This window comes from Haliea atlantica, assembly GCF_054779855.1.
In genome coordinates this window covers 25,496-44,058 of record NZ_BAAGXL010000021.1, presented here as the reverse complement: position 1 = coordinate 44,058, position 18,563 = coordinate 25,496, and the positions used below count along the sequence as shown (strand labels likewise).

General features: G+C 60.6%; 20 protein-coding genes and 1 tRNA gene. 3 read left to right on the top strand and 18 right to left on the bottom strand.

Annotated features, from left to right (window positions below; genetic code table 11):
* Positions 1 to 59: 59 nt before the first annotated feature.
* Entirely contained in the window at positions 60 to 1,610 is a 1,551-nt protein-coding gene (locus ACYVGS_RS14160; protein ID WP_460589325.1) for an SIR2 family protein, read from the top strand.
* Positions 1,607 to 3,019: an argonaute/piwi family protein gene (locus ACYVGS_RS14155; RefSeq protein WP_460589324.1), complete on the top strand. Its 1,413-nt coding sequence runs from the start codon at positions 1,607 to 1,609 to the stop codon at positions 3,017 to 3,019. Before ACYVGS_RS14160 ends, ACYVGS_RS14155 begins: the two co-directional genes overlap by 4 nt.
* A gap of 409 nt (positions 3,020 to 3,428) precedes the next feature.
* On the opposite strand, the gene ACYVGS_RS14150 is transcribed toward ACYVGS_RS14155, so the two are convergent.
* Genes ACYVGS_RS14150 through ACYVGS_RS14140 form a run of 3 tightly spaced genes read right to left on the bottom strand, consistent with a single transcriptional unit; the run spans position 3,429 to position 5,165 of the window.
* Complete coding sequence (locus ACYVGS_RS14150) at positions 3,429 to 4,637, bottom strand: tyrosine-type recombinase/integrase (protein WP_460589323.1); 1,209 nt, start codon at positions 4,635 to 4,637, stop codon at positions 3,429 to 3,431.
* Between the two features lie 46 nt (positions 4,638 to 4,683).
* Positions 4,684 to 4,917, bottom strand: a complete 234-nt coding sequence (locus tag ACYVGS_RS14145; RefSeq protein WP_460589322.1) for a hypothetical protein — start codon at positions 4,915 to 4,917, stop codon at positions 4,684 to 4,686.
* 26 nt (positions 4,918 to 4,943) lie between these two features.
* On the bottom strand, positions 4,944 to 5,165 hold the full coding sequence (locus ACYVGS_RS14140; RefSeq protein WP_460589321.1) for a hypothetical protein: 222 nt from the start codon (positions 5,163 to 5,165) through the stop codon (positions 4,944 to 4,946).
* Between the two features lie 494 nt (positions 5,166 to 5,659).
* On the opposite strand from ACYVGS_RS14140, the gene ACYVGS_RS14135 reads away from it, so the two are divergent.
* Complete coding sequence (locus ACYVGS_RS14135) at positions 5,660 to 6,832, top strand: tyrosine-type recombinase/integrase (RefSeq protein ID WP_460589320.1); 1,173 nt, start codon at positions 5,660 to 5,662, stop codon at positions 6,830 to 6,832.
* 12 nt (positions 6,833 to 6,844) lie between these two features.
* Here the strand turns inward: ACYVGS_RS14135 and ACYVGS_RS14130 are convergent.
* The 15 genes from ACYVGS_RS14130 to aspS all read right to left on the bottom strand — a co-directional run bounded on the left by ACYVGS_RS14130 (position 6,845) and on the right by aspS (position 18,563).
* A tRNA-Lys gene (locus tag ACYVGS_RS14130) sits at positions 6,845 to 6,920 on the bottom strand.
* Between the two features lie 101 nt (positions 6,921 to 7,021).
* Positions 7,022 to 7,708: a 7-cyano-7-deazaguanine synthase gene (gene queC, locus ACYVGS_RS14125; RefSeq protein WP_460589319.1), complete on the bottom strand. Its 687-nt coding sequence runs from the start codon at positions 7,706 to 7,708 to the stop codon at positions 7,022 to 7,024.
* The gene (gene queE, locus ACYVGS_RS14120; RefSeq protein WP_460589318.1) at positions 7,692 to 8,345 is read right to left on the bottom strand and encodes a 7-carboxy-7-deazaguanine synthase QueE; all 654 of its coding nucleotides are present in this window, start codon (positions 8,343 to 8,345) and stop codon (positions 7,692 to 7,694) included. Before queE ends, queC begins: the two co-directional genes overlap by 17 nt.
* 7 nt (positions 8,346 to 8,352) lie before the next feature.
* Positions 8,353 to 9,297 carry a tol-pal system YbgF family protein gene (ybgF, locus tag ACYVGS_RS14115; RefSeq protein ID WP_460589317.1) on the bottom strand — a complete coding sequence of 315 codons (945 nt, stop codon included), beginning with the start codon at positions 9,295 to 9,297 and terminating at the stop codon, positions 8,353 to 8,355.
* A 22-nt stretch (positions 9,298 to 9,319) separates the two neighbouring features.
* Entirely contained in the window at positions 9,320 to 9,853 is a 534-nt protein-coding gene (gene pal / locus ACYVGS_RS14110; RefSeq protein ID WP_460589316.1) for an OmpA family protein, read from the bottom strand.
* 57 nt (positions 9,854 to 9,910) lie between these two features.
* Entirely contained in the window at positions 9,911 to 11,218 is a 1,308-nt protein-coding gene (gene tolB / locus ACYVGS_RS14105; protein WP_460589315.1) for a Tol-Pal system protein TolB, read from the bottom strand.
* Complete coding sequence (locus ACYVGS_RS14100; protein WP_460589314.1) at positions 11,218 to 11,493, bottom strand: cell envelope integrity TolA family protein; 276 nt, start codon at positions 11,491 to 11,493, stop codon at positions 11,218 to 11,220. Before ACYVGS_RS14100 ends, tolB begins: the two co-directional genes overlap by 1 nt.
* Positions 11,494 to 12,075: 582 nt before the next feature.
* Complete coding sequence (gene tolR, locus ACYVGS_RS14095; RefSeq protein ID WP_460589328.1) at positions 12,076 to 12,468, bottom strand: protein TolR; 393 nt, start codon at positions 12,466 to 12,468, stop codon at positions 12,076 to 12,078.
* Between the two features lie 36 nt (positions 12,469 to 12,504).
* Complete coding sequence (tolQ, locus tag ACYVGS_RS14090) at positions 12,505 to 13,215, bottom strand: protein TolQ (protein WP_460589313.1); 711 nt, start codon at positions 13,213 to 13,215, stop codon at positions 12,505 to 12,507.
* Positions 13,212 to 13,637, bottom strand: a complete 426-nt coding sequence (gene ybgC, locus ACYVGS_RS14085) for a tol-pal system-associated acyl-CoA thioesterase (protein ID WP_460589327.1) — start codon at positions 13,635 to 13,637, stop codon at positions 13,212 to 13,214. Before ybgC ends, tolQ begins: the two co-directional genes overlap by 4 nt.
* Positions 13,638 to 13,642: 5 nt before the next feature.
* A complete protein-coding gene (gene ruvB / locus ACYVGS_RS14080; RefSeq protein ID WP_460589312.1) occupies positions 13,643 to 14,713 on the bottom strand; it encodes a Holliday junction branch migration DNA helicase RuvB in 1,071 nt (356 codons plus the stop codon).
* Positions 14,713 to 15,333, bottom strand: a complete 621-nt coding sequence (gene ruvA / locus ACYVGS_RS14075) for a Holliday junction ATP-dependent DNA helicase RuvA (protein ID WP_460589311.1) — start codon at positions 15,331 to 15,333, stop codon at positions 14,713 to 14,715. Before ruvA ends, ruvB begins: the two co-directional genes overlap by 1 nt.
* Positions 15,334 to 15,366: 33 nt before the next feature.
* A complete protein-coding gene (ruvC, locus tag ACYVGS_RS14070) occupies positions 15,367 to 15,885 on the bottom strand; it encodes a crossover junction endodeoxyribonuclease RuvC (protein ID WP_460589310.1) in 519 nt (172 codons plus the stop codon).
* 110 nt (positions 15,886 to 15,995) lie between these two features.
* Positions 15,996 to 16,739, bottom strand: a complete 744-nt coding sequence (locus ACYVGS_RS14065) for a YebC/PmpR family DNA-binding transcriptional regulator (protein ID WP_460589309.1) — start codon at positions 16,737 to 16,739, stop codon at positions 15,996 to 15,998.
* A gap of 33 nt (positions 16,740 to 16,772) precedes the next feature.
* Positions 16,773 to 18,563 carry an aspartate--tRNA ligase family protein gene (aspS, locus tag ACYVGS_RS14060; RefSeq protein ID WP_460589308.1) on the bottom strand — a complete coding sequence of 597 codons (1,791 nt, stop codon included), beginning with the start codon at positions 18,561 to 18,563 and terminating at the stop codon, positions 16,773 to 16,775.

Genomic DNA, 18,563 nt, shown 5'->3' with positions numbered 1-18,563 from the left:
TCCGACAACCCGAATGTCGATACATTATCGAGTGACATTACTTTCGATAACGTTAGTATATGGATGCGCACGGTTTCCCAGAGCTGTGGGCGGATCAGGAATATTCCACCTATTTTGAGAAAATTTTCGGCAACGATAAGGAACGCCAGCGGAGATATATGAGTGCCAAGCTGGCCGAAGATAAAGTCGCATTATCGGTGGGCAACCGTGTTCTAGGTGCTTTACTCACGAATGAAATGTGCCGTGCCGTATTTACAACAAATTTTGATAGCGTCGTAGAAAAATCAGTTGCTGAAGTCAGCGGCCGGTCATTCGCGGCATTTCACCTAGAAGGATCATACGCGGCCAATACTGCTCTCAACAACGAAGAATTCCCTATTTACTGCAAGCTCCACGGCGACTTTCGCTACGACAGCATCAAGAACTTAAGTGCCGACCTGGAAAAACAGAACCAGGAACTCTCCGCCTGCCTTTTGAATGCCGCCAATCGCTTTGGCTTTATCGTCGCTGGCTATAGCGGGCGTGATGAGAGCGTCATGGCTCTGTTCAAGAAAGCTCTAGAGACGCCCAATCCTTTCCCACACGGTCTTTACTGGACTGGCTTAAAGGGCTGTTCTGTACATCCTGCGGTCTCGGAGCTGCTCACGGCTGCACAGAGTAAAGGAGTGACCGCCGAACTTGTCGAGATTGAGACGTTTGATGCGCTGATGCTTCGTCTATGGCGAAACATCGATGCCAAGTCGCACGACTTGGACACTAAGGTACGCAAAGCACATTTGTCGGAAGTGAACATTCCCCTACCATCAGCTGGAAGACAACAGCCGCTCCTTCGTCTCAATGCCCTCCCCATACTGGGCATGCCATCCGAATGCTTGTCACTGTCATCGAACCAAACCATTGAGTGGGATGAGGTTAGAAAAGTTGCAGGTGCGTCGCAACAAACCCTAGTTCTGACCAAATCAGATACAGTGTGGTGCTGGGGAAAAGAAGATGACGCCCGCCGGGGATTCGCAGGGGCGATCCAGACAGTAGAGTCCCGTGCCTTGCCGGATGACATTCGCGCCCCGGGCAATCTACACGTAAAGGGATTTATCGAACAGGCTCTGGGATATGCATTTGCACGCGAACGTCCCTTGCTCGTCCGTGTGCGGCACGGATCAGTGTTCCTGATTGCCGATCAGCATACCGAAGATGCTGGAAGTCTGGATCCATTGTTTCAAGTTGTCGGCAAAGTATCTGGCACGGTGCCGGGGGTCTTTACAGTCCCCACTCCCGAAAAACCGAAAGCCCAACAGGTTCAATGGGCTGAGGCGCTGCGGATATCCGTTGATCAGAAGGGTGGTCGTTTCTGGATTATGATCGACCCAGACATCTGGATATGGCCACCTCGCGACCGAGCCAATGCCCGAGACTTTCTGGACAAGAGGCGTAGCGACAGGAAGAACGATAAGTTCAATGCACTTTTGGATGCGTGGATCAAGTTACTCTTTGACACTGATCAGCGCAATTCTGAAATCACGTTGACGCCTTTTTCCGATGGAAACGAGATTGAAAACCCGCGTTTTCGCGTAAGCAATAGGACGACATTTTCGCGGAGGCTTGTCGCATGATATCAGGCACAGGAGAGTTGAGTGGCTATGCGACACTACCCGAACCGGAACTTGTCTTTGCCGGAGGCAGAACCAGTAGACACCCGTTGATGGGGTTGATCAATCACGGGCCGTACGGCCTGAAATTTGGTGCGCCAGCCACGCTTCGCCTGGCGCTTCTCGCCCCCAAAGCGGATATGGGCAAGCTCACCGGATTGGTTCGGGAGCTGAAAGGAACTGCGCAGGTGCGGGAAGCATCAAACTATTACCCTGAATATCCTGGCTTTGAAACGCTATTTCGTATTCCCATCGCCAGCCAGGATAATGCTCTGGTTATCTCCTTTCCCGATGAGCTTGATAGGTATGCTCAGACCGGGCAGAAAGAAGAACTCGCAAAAGGCTTGTTCCAGTGTGTCGCCCAGCTTCGGAGCGTGCGTAGCAATTTTGATATTGCACTTTTATATTTACCGCAAAGCTGGGCCGCATGTTTCGAAGGTGAAAATTTCGATTTTCACGATTACCTCAAAGCATACTGCGCACCATCGAATATCCCGATACAAATTGTTCGGGAGAAGAGCTTTACGCGGAGGTGCCGCGCCAATGTTATGTGGGGCATAAGCGTCGCGATCTACGCCAAGGCCGGAGGTGTGCCCTGGAAGCTCACCGGATTAAGCCAAGATGAGGCCTTCATCGGCATCAGCTATGCCATGAAGACCGATAAGAGCGGAAACCTTTATACGACCTGTTGCAGCCAGGTCTTTGATCCAGACGGAACGGGGTTCCGGTTCGTAGCCTACGATGCGCGAGAGTTCACGCAGGACAGCAAGAAAAATCCGTATCTTTCATACTATGAGATGCAATCGGTTCTCTCTCGTAGTCTAGAGATTTACCAAAGTGGTCATTTCGGACGACTGCCTCGAAAGATCACCGTTCACAAGAATACGCCGTTTCAGGAACAGGAAATACTAGGTGCGCTCGATACGTTCCGTGATGGTACGGACGTTGAACTTGTCCAGATCGTAAAAGGGACAAACTGGAAGGGTGTCCGCTTTGACACCAAGAAGCCTCCCCAGGCCCACGGATATCCTGTCATGCGGGGCACCTATATTCCTATTGAACGCAATGAAGCTCTCCTTTGGACGCAAGGCAGTGTGACCGGCGTTAACCTCAAGAATCCGAATTTCAATGTCTACAAGGAAGGGCCTCTAAAGCCTACCCCTTCACCTGTTCTTGTTCGCCGTTTTTCAGGCGTAGGCGGCTGGCACGAAACCTGTTCGGGTATTCTTGGCCTTACCAAAATGGATTGGAACAACAACACTCTGTATAAGAAGCTGCCGGTTACGCTTGTCTATTCCAAAGCATTCGCGGACATCATCCAGCAGAACAAGGACATGGTTGATAGCGTCTATGACTTCCGCAACTTTATGTGATGGTTTGCATAGCAATTAGGTTGCAAGTGGGAGTCGATGTTTTCGTACTATGATAGGCTTGTGGGGAGACTTCCTGCTTCGTATCGCGAATGACGGACAGGCTGCTCACCTACCATGCTCTCCTTGTAGGGTTAGCGAATCGATACACATCTTTGTATACGCGAGCCAATCACTTGTTGCACAAAAACTTGCCACAAATTCGCCACAAGCTGAAACCGGCCAAAAAGGACAATGGCGGATTTCTGCGGGTTACAGAGGGCAGCTATTTGTGGCAAAGATGGCGGAAAAGTTGTCGCTTCAACCTCTTTTTTAACCCTAACCTATTGTTTTTATTATGGTCGGGGCGAGAGGATTCGAACCTCCGACCCCTTGCACCCCATGCATAATAAAAATCCGTATCCTCAGTCATTTAGGATTTTTCCGCCACAGACCCGCCACAACTTTTCTGCAACAAACCGCTAATCATGCCTCCAGCTTCATCATCATTCTCGTCTGGCAGCAAGTGACCGTAAACATTGAGGGTGGTTTCAATATTAGTATGCCCCATCAAAGTCTGTATCTTTTTTAGATTGGTCTTTTCTTGAATCAACATCGAAGCAAAAAAATGGCGAAGATCATAGGGACGATATTTGGGCTGCTCTAACTTCTTACCCTCGACTTCTACCGTTTCTAGCAAGCCAGCCTCTCTGCATGCTACATTAAATCCACGTCGCTGCCAGTTCCGACGTGATTGCAGTCCGCCATTTGAAGCGGGGAAGACCAGATCGTGGGGATTCTGACACGCGTGATACTTAGCATAGTCGCGCACCATTTCCATTACCTCTGGACTAAGCTCAATGAGACGACGCGCCGCCGGTGTCTTCGTTACAGAAATCTTGGTTCCGCTACCCTCAATTGCCCTTTGTACTTGAACTCCACGGTCTGTCAGGCAGCCTTTTGAGATTGCCAGGTATTCCTGGGGTCTCATGCCGGAATCTGCCGCGAGATATAACATGGGTCGGTACCGTTGCCAGGCTCTGGCAATTGTTTGGTTCTTTGCATTCGCGAGCGTATCGGCCGCATTTAACAAAGCCAGGACTTCCTTTCTTGTTGGAATTTTCACCGGCTCTTTATAGCGCGCATCCGAGCGAATACAAATTCCAGAGGCGACATTCTGGGAAATGACCCCTTGAATGGTCATTTCTTTCATCACGGACTGGAACGATGATAGAACTTTGCTGGCAAGATCACGGCTTATGTCGTTCCGAAGAAGCCACGATCTAAAGGCAACGATATCAGGCGCTGTCAAATCGTGAATACCTTTATCCCAGTCATAGGATCGGATGAAGTTTGCTCGATACTCATAGTTCTTCAGGGTGTAAGCGGTAACGGGTTCACGGCCGTTTAGACCTTCCTTTTCACAGATCCGAAGCCAAGCATCGGTTGCCTGACACACAGTTGTGATTTCGCATCGCGGAGCTTTAGACCTTTTACCGATTTCACCACTTTCGACAAACGCCTGCGCCTCCTTTCTCGTATTAAAGGTGGCGTAGGCGTAGCCTGATTTTGTCGTGTTGCTCGGGTAGCGTACTTGGTATGTCGTACCTTTCCTGCCGACCCGTTTTCTTATATCTGACATGAATCTTAATGATTACTACCGGATTCCAGCCTGTTCAAGCAAATTCTTAGTCCTTTACGCTATTCTCAGCCTGAACCTGTAGCTCCTGGTATATTCGCACCAGCGAACCCTTCTCGATCTTCAACCGGCCCTCAATTGGATCGACGAAGAAGGGCAGTTTCCGCCTGCCACTGGCATCCTTGTCAGCGGCTCGTTTCATCTGCCGGTCGTTAAGCTCGATGCCCATATCCGACAAGACCTGACGGGCCTGATCCAATCCGATATAGCATGGGGTCTTCATGGGATACTCCTTTCTCTTAACAGATATTAGATTTTGTATTCATCTGCTGCTGACTTATACGGCCCACGGCTGTAAACCTTTGAGACCGATGGGCTGACCGCATCGCCAAAGCCATTGGTTGGATTGAGGAATAGCGTCGCGCCGAACGAATATCGTATTGCATGGTCGCACTCAACCTCGCTGAGCTTTTCGAACAGCGCCTGCCGTATCTCCACAAGTGTCATTTCTCCTTTTACTTTTATCTCCATACGCGCCTCTTCTATTCGTTCTACCTATAATTGTTATGGGAATTTCGTTAAAAACCGGTTAACAAACTGCTCAAAACGACTTATGTGCGCGCATCTTGAGATTTCTGGATACGCGAGAAGCACACCATACCCATCACGGTTTCACTATTTATCCGGCTCTACCGCTACCCCTGGATGCACACCCTGCCCCGCGCGCGTTTCGTGCGCGGTTTCGGTCGGTGGCCTGGCAATAACATCTAGCCCATGAGCAAAGGATCGGATCAATCCAGCCTGCGGCTGACTCTGCTTCCCCGACTGATAAGGCTGCGGGATGCCCCCAGCTATCTCGGTATGGATCGGAACAAATTCAACGCCGAGGTCAGGCCGCATATCACCGAGATTCCGCTGGGATCCCAGTCCGTTGCCTTTGACCGGCTTGAACTCGACGCCTGGGTGGACGAATATATGCGGTGCAACGGGCGTCGTCCTAAGGCCTCTGCACCGGAGGACGACATATGTCTAAGCAAAGCAGAATGCCGGGGCTCCGCCTTAAGGGCGGTATCTGGCACATCGAAAAACGATGCAAACACGCCGAAGGCGGCTGGATCCGTGAAAGCACGGGAAAAGCTAGCCGCACTGAGGCGGAAAGATACCTGATCAGGCGACTGGCAGGTATTGAAGAGGAAGCCGCAAGGAAGCGGGAAGCTGTCTATCTCTTCGAAGAAGCGGCTATGCGCTACCTCGAAGATATAGCACACAAGCCCTCTGTTGACGCTGTAGCCATACATATCGACCAGATGCTGCCCTTTCTCGGCCATCTGGCGTTGGAGCAGGTACATGACGGGACGCTAAAGCCCTTCATTGACCATGAACTGGCGCGCGGTCTTGCGCCAAAATCGGTCAATAACGCCCTGATCGCCGTCAGCGCGATATTGAACAGGGCGGCAAGGGTCTGGCGTCACGAGGACGGACGGCCCTGGCTGCGCCAGGCCCCGCCAAAGCTCACCAGGCTGTCAACAAAGGGCAGGCAGGCCAAGCCCTACCCTCTTTCATGGAAAGAGCAGGAGCGGCTGCTGAAGGCGCTGCCGGGACATCTGGAGCAAGCCGCGCTGTTTGCGGTCAATACCGGATGCCGGGAGCTGGAGATTTGCCGGCTCCGCTGGGACTGGGAGGTATGGATAGACGATCTCAACCTGTCTGTCTTCGTTCTCCCGGAAACCGCGACAAAAACCGGAATGGAGCGGGTTGTGGCCCTGAACTCCATCGCTCGCAGGGTCGTTGAAGCGCGGCGCGGCATTCACCCGGAGTATGTTTTTACATACCGGGGCCGGCCCATGAAGCGGCTTCACAGCAATGGATGGCGGCGGGCCTGGAAGGATGCGGGACTGCCCGTCCATGAAGGTGTCCTGAAAGGCATCCATAACCTGCGCCATACATGCGGGCGCAGATTAAGGGCGGCGGGTGTTCCGCTGGAGACCCGCAAATGCCTGCTGGGGCATGCGAACGGCGATATGACGACGCATTACTCGGCGGCCGAAATCAGCGAGCTGATTGAGGCCAGTGAGCGGATCGTCAACCGTGACATTGCCCAGACGCCGACACTGACTTTGGTACACGGCAAGGCCGCAAAAACCACTGTCGGAAAGGTGTCGGAAAAGAAAAAAGGGTTAGCAGCAAATCACCGCTAACCCCTTGAAAAATGGTGGGTCGTGCTGGATTCGAACCAGCGACCAATTGGTTAAAAGCCAACTGCTCTACCAGCTGAGCTAACGACCCGTAACGAGGTGCGTATACTACGGATCTGGCGGAAAAACTCAAGCGATTTTAGCCACCGTGGGACGACTTTTTATCACTTTTCGGCGAGAGACACGGGAGACTCAGCGGTAGCGGGTCGGATCGTTCACGCCGGCCGCCAGAAAACCCTCCCGGCGCAGCCGGCAAGCATCGCACCGGCCGCAAGCCAGCCCCGCATCCGTAGCCTGATAGCAGGACACGGTGAGACTGTAGTCCACCCCGAGCTGCAGACCCTCGCGGATGATCTCCCCCTTGCTCATATGCATCAGGGGAGCCTCCACCCGAAGCTTGCCGCCCTCGACGCCAACGCGGGTGGCGAGGTTGGCCAGGGTCTCGAAGGCAGCCACGAACGCCGGCCGGCAATCCGGGTAGCCGGAATAGTCCACCGCGTTGACCCCGATAAAGATCGCCTCCGCTCCCAGCACCTCCGCCCAGCCCAGGGCGATCGACAGAAACACCGTATTGCGCGCGGGCACATAAGTGACCGGAATACCCTCGGTCGCCTCCTCGGGGACCGCGATGTCCGGGTCGGTGAGCGCCGAGCCGCCGATGCTGTCGAGATTCAGGCTCACCACCTTGTGTTCGACATCCCCCTGGGCGCGGGATACGCGCTCCGCCGCCGCCAGCTCTGCCCGGTGCCGCTGGCCGTAGTCGAAACTCAGGGTATAACAGGCGTAGCCTCGGGCACGGGCCATCGCCAGTACCGTGGTGGAGTCCAGGCCGCCGGAGACCAAAACCACGGCGCGCGGGGAGTCAGTGTCCGGGCTCATCGTTCCACAGCAGCTTGTGCAGTTGCAGTTGCAGGCGTACCGGCAGGCGATCGGCGAGAATCCACTCCGCCAGCTCGCGCGCAGGGAGATCGTGGTGAGAGGGGGAAAACAGCACGTCGTCCACCCGTTCCGCCAGCCGGTACTCGTCCAGCTTGAAGCGCGCCCACTCGTAGTCTGCCCGGTCGCAGATCACGAACTTGACCTGATCGCGGGGATTCAGCTGATCGATGTTGGCATAGTCATTGCGGTGCGATTCGGCAGAGGCCGGTGTCTTCAAGTCCAGCACCTTGACCACCCGCGGGTCGACCCCGGCGACGCTGAGGGCACCGGAGGTTTCCAGGGACACTTCGTAGCCGGCGTCACACAGGGCTGCCAGCAGCGGCAGGCAGTTTGGCTGCGCCAGGGGCTCGCCCCCCGTCACCGTGACGTAGTGAGCACCATGACGGCGAACCTCCTCGAGGATGCCTTCCAGCGTGCGCAGTTCACCCCCGCTGAATGCATAGGCGGTATCGCAGTAAACACAGCGCAGGGGGCACCCGGTCAGGCGCACGAAGACCGTCGGCAAGCCGACGGTGCGGGTTTCGCCCTGCAGGGAATGGAAAATCTCGGTAATTCTAAGGCTGGCGGAGAGGTCCACGCGCGTCTCAGTAATTGTTGCGCAGGAAATCCCGGGCCAGGTTGACGGCACCGCTACCGGAGGACGCATGCTGATTGACCACACGCTCCAGGAACTCCCGGGCCTTGTCGCGCTCACCCTTCTCGAAATGCAGCTTGCCGAGCTTGAACAGGGCATCCGGGACTTTCTGGTCCTGCGGATAGAGCTCCAGCAGCAGCATGAAGGATTGACGTGCCGCCTCGAGGTCTGGTGGACGTGTCACCAGGTGCAGTTCACCCAGCCAGTAATAGGCATTGGGAGCAAACCGACCCGCCGGGTAATCCTGAAGAAATTGCTGGAAAGCACCGACGGCCTGGTCAAACTGCTGGTCGCGCACCAGGTTGTAGGCCGACTGGTAGGCCTCGCGCTCGCCGGACTGCTCTGGAGCTGCTGCGCTCTCCCCGGAGGAAGACGGCCCCACAGCGCTCGCGGCGCCACCCGCAGCGCCCGGATCGGCACCCGCAAGCAGCCCCAGCCGCCGATCCAGGTCGACATAACGCTCCAGGCTCTGCTCGCGCAGGCTGCGCAGCTCGTGGGCCTGCTCCTCGACGATACCATTGAGGCGCATGACCTCCTGCTGCAGGCGCTGTACGGTCATGAACAGCTGACCGACGTTGCCACCACCCGAAGCAGATCCGCCCGATACCGGCCCCGCGGCGCCCTGCGCTGCTGCGCCTCCATCCACTGGGGACGGTGCCTGGGCCTGCTGGGTCGGCGCCGGCGCGCCCCGCACCCCGAAACTGGTCGCCGGGTAGCTGCGGGCGGCTTGCGGGGCATAGGGGTCGGGCCGCGATTCCGCGGTGGCCTCGGAGCGCGCCGAGCGCTCGCGCTCGGCTTCGAGGTCGATGTAATCCTGTGCCTGCGCCGACATGTACAGTGGAGCGGCCACCAGGGCCAACCCGCCTGCCAACAGCGCCTTGCTCAGCTCTCGCATGCCCGGTCCTTCGCGTTACGCCTTACTTGAGTTCCACGCGCCGGTTCTGGGACCAGTTGGCCTCACCGGATCCATAGGCAACGGGTTGCTCCTCGCCGTAGCTCACCGTCTCGATACGGTAGCTGGGGATGCCATTGACCACCATGTAATCGCGAACCGTGTTGGCCCGACGCTCACCCAGTGCCATGTTGTACTCCCGGGTACCGCGTTCGTCGGTGTGACCTTCCAGGCGGACAGTGCGGTCATTGGTGCGCAGCAGGGCAATGTGCGCATCCAGGGACTCCTGCGCCTGGGGCGTCAGGGTGGAGCTGTCGAATTCGAAATAGAACACGTTGCCGACCCGCGCAACTTCCTCTTCCAGGCGCTGCTGCTCGGCGCGCTCGGAACCGGCCCGTTCGGCGGCGGCCCTTTCGGCTGCTGCCCGTTCCGCGGCCGCACGCGCCGCAGCCTCGGCTGCCGCATCATCGTCACGTGTGCCCTTGCTGGAACAGGCCACCAGGAAAGCCGCTGCAAACAGCAGAGTCAGCATCTTGCCAGCAACAGTCAGTTGTTTCATTGCCTTCGTTTCCTTCATGAGAGTTGAACGCTAGAGACTTGCACCGCCCGCGATTGCCTATTGACCGCGGGGCAGGAATGGCGACCAGGCCGGCTCCCGAACATCGCCTTCCCGGGACGGCAGGCGGAACTTCACCCCGCCATCGACGGAAACGGCGGCCAGTATGCCGCGATCCCCGGACTTGGTGGCGTACAATACCATGGAACCATTGGGTGCGATACTGGGGCTCTCGTCGAGATCGGTACTGGTCAATACGAACAGCCGCTTGCTGACCAGGTCCTGCAGGGCGATATGAAACTGGCCGTCCGACTGGTGTACCACGACCATGCTGCGGCCGTCCTGGGCCAGGCGGGCACGGGCGTTGTAGCGGCCCTCGAAAGTCACCCGCTCCGTGTTGCCACTGGCCATGTCATAGCGATAGATCTGTGGCCTGCCGCCGCGATCGGAGGTGAAGTAGATCGACCGGCCATCCGGTGACCAGGTGGGCTCGGTGTCGATGGCATAGTGCCGGGTAATACGGGTCAGTGCCTTGCTCGCCAGGTCCATGACGTAGATGTCCGGGCTGCCATCCTTGGAGAGCACCATGGCCATGCGCCGACCGTCCGGCGACCAGGCGGGCGAGCCGTTCAGCCCCTGGAAGTTGGTCAGCTGCTCCCGCGCGCCGGTGGCCAGCTCCTGACGGAAGATCGCCGGTCGGCTGGTTTCAAATGACACGTAGGCAATGTGCTTGGCGTCCGGCGACCAGCTGGGCGCCAGCAGCGGCTCGCGGGACTCCAGCAACACCACCGGTCGCGCACCATCGGAGTCGGACATGGTCAGCCGATAGACACTCTTCTCTCCAGGCACCCGCTCCACTGCCACATACAGCAGGCGCGTGGAGAAGGCCCCGCGCACCCCGGTCAGGGTCTCGTAGACTTCATCGGCGACCCGGTGCGACAACATGCGGGCATCGCGCACATGCCCCTCTTCATAGCCATTCAGGATACGTGCCTGGCGATTGACGTCGTAGAGCTCATACTCGATGCGCATCTGGATGCTGTCGGTCACCGACACCCGGCCGATCAGCAGGTATTCGCTGTTGATGGCGCGCCAGTCGCGGTAGAAGATTTCCTGTTGGCGCGTGGGCCGGGCCAGCATGTCACCGCGATCCACCGGTGCAAACTGGCCGCTCCGCGCGAGATCATTCTCAATGACCTGGGCGACGTCTTCGGGCGGGGTGCCCCCGCCGGCCCAGTCAAAGGGCGCCACCGCAATCGCGGTAGGGTTGTCCATGCCCTGGGTAATCTCGATCACCAGCTCGGCGCGTGCGCTGTGGGCGAGGAACAGGGCCCAGGCCGTCAGCAGGAACACTCGTATCGCTTTCATCAGTAACGCAGATCCTCGGGTCTGAACACCAGGCGGAATCGCCGGAAATTTCGCTCAAATTCACGCGGGGGGAGGTTCTTCAACTCCGGGAAACTCCCCGCCCGCTCCACCGCCGCTATGGCGGACCGGTCAAAGGCACTGTCGCCGCTGGATCTCAGTACGCTCACACTCACCACATCCCCCGTGGGTATCAGCTGTATGGACAGCACCGCCTCCATATTGTTGCGCGCGCTCGGGGGGCGACTCCAGTAGCGTATCACGGTTTGCTGGATCAACGCCGCGTAGCTGGCGGCCAGCCGCTCGCCCTCGGCGGCTGCCTGCTGCGCCGCCGCCCGCTGCGCTGCCTCGGCGCGCTGGCGGGCCTGGGCCTGCCGCGTCAGCTCCGCCAGCTCCTGGGGAGTGGGGCCCGGGTCGCGCTGTGGCTTCGGCTCGGGTTTGGGTTCGGGTTTGGGCGCAGGCTTCGGTTCGGGCTTCGGCTCAGGCNGGCTTCGGCTCAGGCTTCGGCTCAGGCTTCGGCTCAGGCTTCGGCTCAGGCTTCGGCTCAGGTTTGGGTTTCGGCTTGGGCGTCGGCTTGGGCTCTGGCTTCGGTTCGGGTTTGGGCGCCGGCTTCGGCGCCGGTTTCGGTTCGGGCTTCGGCTCGGGCTTGGCTTGCGGACGAGCGAGATCCGCCGGATCCACCAGGGTTGCGGCTATGACCTTGGGAATCGGCTTGTGGGGCACCACTTCGGGCTCGAAGAAGGACCAGTTGGCGGTAATCGCGACGATCAGCAGACCGTGCAGGGCGAGGGTCGCCAGGGTCGGGCGCAGGACGATCCGCGGCCCCGCCGGGCGGTGGGGGGAAAACAGCTCGCGCAGGTTCACTGGGGCGGCTCTGTCACCAGGCCGACACTGGGCGCTCCCGCCGCCTGCAGCGCCGCCATCAGGGTCACCACCTCGCCATAGGGGACCGCGCGGTCACCCCAGACCAGGACAGGCTTTTCCGGGCTGCGGCGCACCACGGCACCCACTCGCTGGGCCACGGTGGCCAATTCCAGGGCCTGTTTTTCATCCTCGCCCAGATTGAGGAACAGCTGCCCCTGGGCGTCGATGGAAACAATCACCGGCTCGCTGTCCTGGTTTTCCACCGGCTCCGCGTCGGCCTCGGGCAATTCCACCTTGACGCCCTGCATCAGCATCGGTGCCGTCACCATGAAGATGATCAGCAGCACCAGCATGACGTCGATATAGGGAACGACGTTGATCTCCGACATCGCCCCGCGTTTCTTGCGCAGTCTCGCCACGACCGTCTACCCCGCTTTCCGGTCCCGGGCTCGCAGGGCGTAGGCCTGGCGATAGAGAATGCCGGAGAACTCGTCGATGAAGGTGTCGTAGCGGTTGGCGAAATTGTCGACCTTGCTGGAGAAGCGGTTGTAGGCCAACACCGCCGGGATGGCCGCGAACAGGCCCATGGCCGTCGCGATCAGGGCCTCGGAGATGCCAGGCGCCACGGTGGCCAGTGTGGCCTGGGTGGCATTGGCCAGTCCGCGGAAGGAGTGCATGATCCCCCACACGGTGCCGAACAGGCCAATGTAGGGGCTGGTCGACCCCACGGAGGCGAGGAAGGCCAGGTGCCTTTCCTGGCGCTCCTCTTCCCGCAGGAGCGCCACCCGCATGGCGCGACGCGCGCCCTCCACCAGGGACTCGGCGTCCAGGTCTGGCTGCTTGGCCAGGCGGGAGAACTCCTTGAAACCGGCCCGGAACAGGCTCTCCATACCGATGATGGCCTCTCCCTCGGCGCTGCGCTCGTTGCCCTCGCGGTAGAGCTGGGCCAGGTCGATCCCCGACCAGAAGCTCTCCTCGAAGTCGAACATTTCGTCCGCCGCCTCACGGAAGTAGAGGAAGCGCTGCACGATCATGTACCAGGAAACGACCGAGGCCAGCACCAGTAGCAGCATGACCAGCTTCACGGTAAAGCTGGCCTGCAGGATCAATTGAAGTATGCTCAGTTCTTCGTTCAAGCGGGTTCCCCCTGGTGGTTATCGCCCTGCGCCGCGCGCAGGGCAGTCAGCATTTCCTGCGGCAAACGCCGCGGTCGCACCCCGTCGCGGGCAACGCAGGCCAAACCGACTTCGGCGCTGGCCAGCTCGTCATCACCGCGCCGCACTGCCTGCTGCAACAGCAGAGAGGCACCGCCGATGTGAAGGACGCGCGCCGTGGCACTCAGTGCATCGTCGAGACGGGCCGGGCGCCGGTAGCGAACGGCCACGTCGCGCACCACGAACATGAGATCGTGGCTGAAAATCCAGTCTTTCCCGAAGCCCAGCTGACGCATGAACTCCGTGCGTGCCCGCTCCATGAATTTCAGGTAGTTGACGTAGTAGACAATGCCACCGGCGTCGGTGTCCTCCATGTAGACGCGGACGGGCAGCGAAAATTCCATCGCCGTCACGCCGATTCCTCGGGCGGATCGAAGGGAAGCTCCGGGTCGACAGGCTGTCCGGATGACGCCCCGCCGGTGCTGGCGGGCAAACCGAAGTGCAGGTAGGCCGAGCGTGTGACCATGCGCCCCCGCGGTGTGCGAACCATGAAGCCCTGCTGGATCAGGAAGGGCTCCAGCACATCCTCGATAGTCCCGCGCTCCTCGGATATCGCAGCCGCCAGGCTGTCCACCCCCACCGGACCGCCGTCGAACTTCTCGATCATCGCCAGCAGCAGGCGGCGATCCTGATGGTCGAAGCCCTGGTGGTCGACGCTGAGCATGTCTAGCGCGCGATCGGCCACCTCGGCGCTGATGTGCCCGTCGGCCTTGACCTCGGCATAATCCCGCACCCGCCGCAACAGCCGGTTGGCGATACGCGGGGTGCCCCGGGCGCGGCGGGCGATCTCACTGGCGCCCCGTTCATCGATATCGATACCCAGGATGGCCGCGGAACGGGCAACGATCTTCGCCAGGTCGGCCACCTGGTAGAACTCCAGCCGCTGCACAATGCCAAACCGATCCCGCAGCGGCGAGGTCAGCAGGCCCGCCCGGGTGGTCGCACCCACCAGGGTAAAGGGCGGCAGATCCAGCTTGATCGACCGTGCCGCGGGGCCCTCGCCGATCATGATGTCCAGCTGGTAGTCCTCCATCGCCGGGTAGAGCACTTCCTCAACGAAGGGGCTCAGGCGATGGATTTCGTCAATGAACAGCACGTCCCCCGGCTCCAGGTTGGTCATCAGGGCGGCGATATCCCCGGCCTTCTCCAGCACCGGCCCGGAAGTGGTTTTCAGCGACACACCCATTTCCTGGGCGACAATACTGGCGAGGGTGGTCTTACCCAGACCCGGCGGCCCGAATATCAGCGTGTGGTCCAGGGGCTCACCGCGCTGGCGGGCGGCCGCGAGGAAGATACTCATCTGTTCGCGCACCGCGGGCTGGCCAATGTACTCGGCCAGGGACTTGGGGCGAATGGCGCGATCCAAGGCTTCCTCGCGCTCGCTGGCGCGGGGGGCAATCAGGCGGTCGGTCTCGATCATCAGGCTTTCACCGCGGCTTTCAGAGCACGCCGTATCAGTTCCTCACTACTCGCGGCGCCCTCGTCCTGCACCGACGAAACCATGCGCGCTGCCTCCGCCGGCTTGTAGCCGAGCGCGACCAGAGCACCCTCGGCGTCCGCCACGGGGTCGTGGACGGGTGCCGCCGCAGCGCCACTGGCCACTGCCGCCGGGTCGCTGCCCGCCCAGTGACTGATATCGTCCTTGAGGCGGTCGCGCATTTCCACCAGCAGGCGCTCGGCGGTCTTCTTGCCCACCCCGGGAAGCGCCACCAGGGCGGAGAGATCGTCTCGCTGCACACAGCGCGCAAACTGGGCGGCGTCCATGCCCGAGAGGATGGTGAGGGCCAGGCGCGGGCCGATGCCGCTGACGCGGATCAGCTGGCGAAACAGATGACGGTCGCGTTCAGCGACAAAGCCAAACAGCTGCTGGGCATCCTCGCGCACCACGAAGTGGGTGATCAGGGTCACCTCGGCGCCGGGCTCCGGCAACTGGAACAGGGTACTCATGGGGACCTGGATATCGTAGCCCACCCCGGCGACATCCACCAGAATGTCCGGGGCCTGCTTGCTGACCAGTGTGCCGCGAATCCTGCCGATCATGCCGGTATCCTGTGCTGCTGTCGGGTTGTCGGGTCAACGCAGGCGCCGGCGACGCACCGCACTGGCCCCGGGAACCTGCATCATACTGTGTTGCGTGTGGGCATGACACAGGGCCGCCGCCAGGGCGTCCGCCGCGTCCTCCTGGGGCGCCGCCGGCAGGCGCAGAAGGGTCTTGACCATGTGCTGGACCTGCAACTTGTCGGCCGCCCCGGTCCCCACCACCGCCTGCTTGATCTGCCGCGCGGAGTACTCCGCCACCAGTAGCCCGCGGGCGACGCAGGCCACGATGGCCGCCCCCCGTGCCTGGCCCAGTTTCAACGCGGAGCCGGCACTGCGGGCCATGAACACCTGCTCCACCGACAGTTGTTCCGGCCGGAATTCCTCCAGCAGCTGGTTGAGGCTCTGATAGATAATGCCCAGGCGCTCGGGCAGCTCGCCCTCGGGCAGGCGGATCACGCCGCTGGTGACATAGCGACTGGCACCACCCTCGTGGCGGATGATGCCAAAACCGGTCTTGCGTGAACCGGGGTCGATCCCGAGGATCACCGCCATACCCTGCTCGCCTGTGCTGCCGCCCTTATCTGTACAAATCTACAGTATTCGGGCCCGCGGGAACAGGGGCGCCGGACAGGCTGGCCCGCCGCGAGGGCGGGTTGTCGCCCTCAGAGCTGGGCGTAGACGTCGTCGGGGATATCGGCGTTGGTATAGACGTTCTGCACGTCGTCGAGATCCTCCAGCATGTCAACCAGGCCCAGCACGGAGGCAGCGCCGTCGGCATCCAGCGCTACGGTCGTGGAGGGCACCATGGTCACCTCGCCGCCAGCAATCTCCAGCCCGGCTTCCTCCAGGGCGGTTTTCACCGCACTGAAGTCCTCCCAGGCGGTGGTCACGTCAATCGAGCCATCCTCGAAGCTTTCCACGTCCTCGGCCCCCGCCTCCAGGGCCACTTCCATCACCTGCTCCTCGTCCGCGCCGGGGGCGAAGGAGATCTGGCCCTTGCGACTGAACAGGTAGGCCACGGAACCGTCGGTGCCGAGGTTGCCGCCGCGCTTGTTAAAGGCGTGGCGCACTTCCGCCACCGTGCGGTTGCGGTTGTCGGTCATCGCCTCCACCAGCACCGCAACCCCACCCGGCGCGTAGCCTTCGTAGGTCAACTCCTCCATGTTTTCGGATTCGTTGGTGCCCGCACCCCGGGCGATCGCCCGGTCGATGGTGTCCCGCGTCATGTTGGAGCCGAGGGCCTTGTCCACGGCGGCGCGCAGGCGCGGATTATCCTCCGGTGCCGGCCCACCGCTGCGAGCAGCGATGGTCAGCTCGCGAATCAGCTTGGTGAACATCTTGCCGCGCTTGGCATCCTGCGCCGCCTTGCGATGTTTGATGTTGGCCCATTTGCTGTGTCCCGCCATGGCGTACTTCTCCGTGCTGTCCGTTCTGCCCGCTCAGGCCTCTGCTGGCTTGCTGTCCCCGCCCTCACGCTGGCGCAGGCGGATGTTGAGTTCGCGCAACTGTGCGGCGCCGACTTCCCCGGGGGCATCGGTCAGGACACAGTGGGCGGTCTGGGTCTTGGGGAAGGCGATCACGTCGCGGATCGACTGGGAGCCAGTCATCAGCATCACCAGGCGATCCAGACCGAAGGCCAGGCCGCCGTGGGGCGGCGCCCCGTATTGCAGGGCCTGCAGCAGGAAACCGAACTTCTCCGCGGCCTCTTCCTCGTCAATGCCCAGGATACGGAATACCGCATCCTGCATCTCGCGCTGGTGAATACGTACGCTGCCGCCACCCAGCTCGGTGCCGTTGAGCACCATGTCGTAGGCCCGTGACAGGGCTCCCGCCGGGTTGGCCTGCAGCTCCTCGGGCGTGCAAGCCGGGGCGGTAAAGGGGTGGTGCAGCGGCGTCAGGCCGCCCTTGCCATCGTCCTCGAACATGGGGAAATCCACCACCCAGAGGGGTGCCCAGCCGTCGCGCACCAGGCCCTGGTCCTGACCCACCTTGATGCGCAGGGCCCCCAGGGCCTCGTTAACCACCGCCGTGCGGTCGGCGCCGAAGAAGATGATGTCGCCATTTTCGGCGCCGAGCCGCTGCATCAGCTGCTCGACCACCGCCTCCGGCATGAACTTGAGGATGGGAGACTGCAGGCCCTCGACGCCCGCAGCGAGGTCATTGACCTTGATCCAGGCCAGCCCCTTGGCGCCGTAAATACCGACGAAACGGGTGTAATCGTCGATTTCCTTGCGGCTGATGCTCGCCCCGCCGGGCACGCGCAGCGCCGCGACGCGACCTTCCGGATTGTCCGCCGGTCCGCGGAAAACCTTGAACTCCACCTGCTGCATCAGGTCGTCGATACTGACCAGCTCGAGGGGGATGCGCAGGTCGGGCTTGTCCGAGCCGTAGCGCTCCATGGCCTCGTGCCAGGTCATGTGCGGGAACTCGCCGAGGTCGACGTCCAGCACCTGCTGGAACAGCTGGCGGATCATCCGTTCGCTGATCTCCATGATCGCCGCTTCATCGAGGAAGGCTGTCTCGATGTCAATCTGGGTAAATTCGGGCTGACGGTCGGCGCGCAGGTCCTCGTCCCGGAAACACTTGGCCACCTGGTAGTAGCGATCGAAGCCGGAGACCATCAGCAGCTGCTTGAACAGCTGGGGCGATTGCGGCAGGGCGAAGAAGTGCCCCGGGTGGGTCCGGCTGGGCACCAGGTAGTCCCTCGCGCCCTCGGGGGTGGCGCGGGTCAGGATCGGCGTCTCGATATCCAAGAAGCCCTCGCCGTCGAGGAAATTGCGCACTGCACTGGTGATCTTGGCGCGCAGGATAAAGCGTTTCTGCATCTCCGGCCGACGCAGGTCCATGTAGCGGTACTGCAGGCGCACATCCTCGCCCACGGCGGTGTGCTCATCCAACTGGAAGGGCGGCGTCGCCGCGCTGTTGAGCACCTCCAGCTCCTTGCCCAGGACCTCGATGGCACCGGTGGGCATGCCCGGGTTGACCGTGCCCTCGCTGCGCGCCCGCACCCGCCCGGTCACTTTGATCACATATTCACTGCGCACCCGGTCGGCCAGCTGGAAGTGCTCGCCGGTGTCCGGATCGAAAACCACCTGCACAATGCCTTCCCGGTCGCGGACATCGAGGAAGATCACGCCACCGTGGTCGCGGCGACGATCCACCCAGCCGCAGAGGGTGACAGTCTTTTCAATGTCGGCCGTGCCCAGGGCGCCGCAGTATTGAGTGCGCAT

Bases quoted from the DNA above. Each gene is read 5' to 3' on its own strand.
- ACYVGS_RS14160 (WP_460589325.1), top strand. From the start codon at position 60: ATGGATGCGCACGGTTTCCCAGAGCTGTGGGCGGATCAGGAATATTCC.
- ACYVGS_RS14155 (WP_460589324.1), top strand. From the start codon at position 1,607: ATGATATCAGGCACAGGAGAGTTGAGTGGCTATGCGACACTACCCGAA.
- ACYVGS_RS14150 (WP_460589323.1), bottom strand. From the start codon at position 4,637: ATGTCAGATATAAGAAAACGGGTCGGCAGGAAAGGTACGACATACCAA.
- ACYVGS_RS14145 (WP_460589322.1), bottom strand. From the start codon at position 4,917: ATGAAGACCCCATGCTATATCGGATTGGATCAGGCCCGTCAGGTCTTG.
- ACYVGS_RS14140 (WP_460589321.1), bottom strand. From the start codon at position 5,165: ATGGAGATAAAAGTAAAAGGAGAAATGACACTTGTGGAGATACGGCAG.
- ACYVGS_RS14135 (WP_460589320.1), top strand. From the start codon at position 5,660: ATGTCTAAGCAAAGCAGAATGCCGGGGCTCCGCCTTAAGGGCGGTATC.
- queC (WP_460589319.1), bottom strand. From the start codon at position 7,708: ATGAGCCCGGACACTGACTCCCCGCGCGCCGTGGTTTTGGTCTCCGGC.
- ybgF (WP_460589317.1), bottom strand. From the start codon at position 9,297: ATGCGAGAGCTGAGCAAGGCGCTGTTGGCAGGCGGGTTGGCCCTGGTG.
- pal (WP_460589316.1), bottom strand. From the start codon at position 9,853: ATGAAACAACTGACTGTTGCTGGCAAGATGCTGACTCTGCTGTTTGCA.
- tolB (WP_460589315.1), bottom strand. From the start codon at position 11,218: ATGAAAGCGATACGAGTGTTCCTGCTGACGGCCTGGGCCCTGTTCCTC.
- tolR (WP_460589328.1), bottom strand. From the start codon at position 12,468: ATGTCGGAGATCAACGTCGTTCCCTATATCGACGTCATGCTGGTGCTG.
- ybgC (WP_460589327.1), bottom strand. From the start codon at position 13,637: ATGGAATTTTCGCTGCCCGTCCGCGTCTACATGGAGGACACCGACGCC.
- ruvB (WP_460589312.1), bottom strand. From the start codon at position 14,713: ATGATCGAGACCGACCGCCTGATTGCCCCCCGCGCCAGCGAGCGCGAG.
- ruvA (WP_460589311.1), bottom strand. From the start codon at position 15,333: ATGATCGGCAGGATTCGCGGCACACTGGTCAGCAAGCAGGCCCCGGAC.
- ruvC (WP_460589310.1), bottom strand. From the start codon at position 15,885: ATGGCGGTGATCCTCGGGATCGACCCCGGTTCACGCAAGACCGGTTTT.
- ACYVGS_RS14065 (WP_460589309.1), bottom strand. From the start codon at position 16,739: ATGGCGGGACACAGCAAATGGGCCAACATCAAACATCGCAAGGCGGCG.
- aspS (WP_460589308.1), bottom strand. From the start codon at position 18,563: ATGCGCACTCAATACTGCGGCGCCCTGGGCACGGCCGACATTGAAAAG.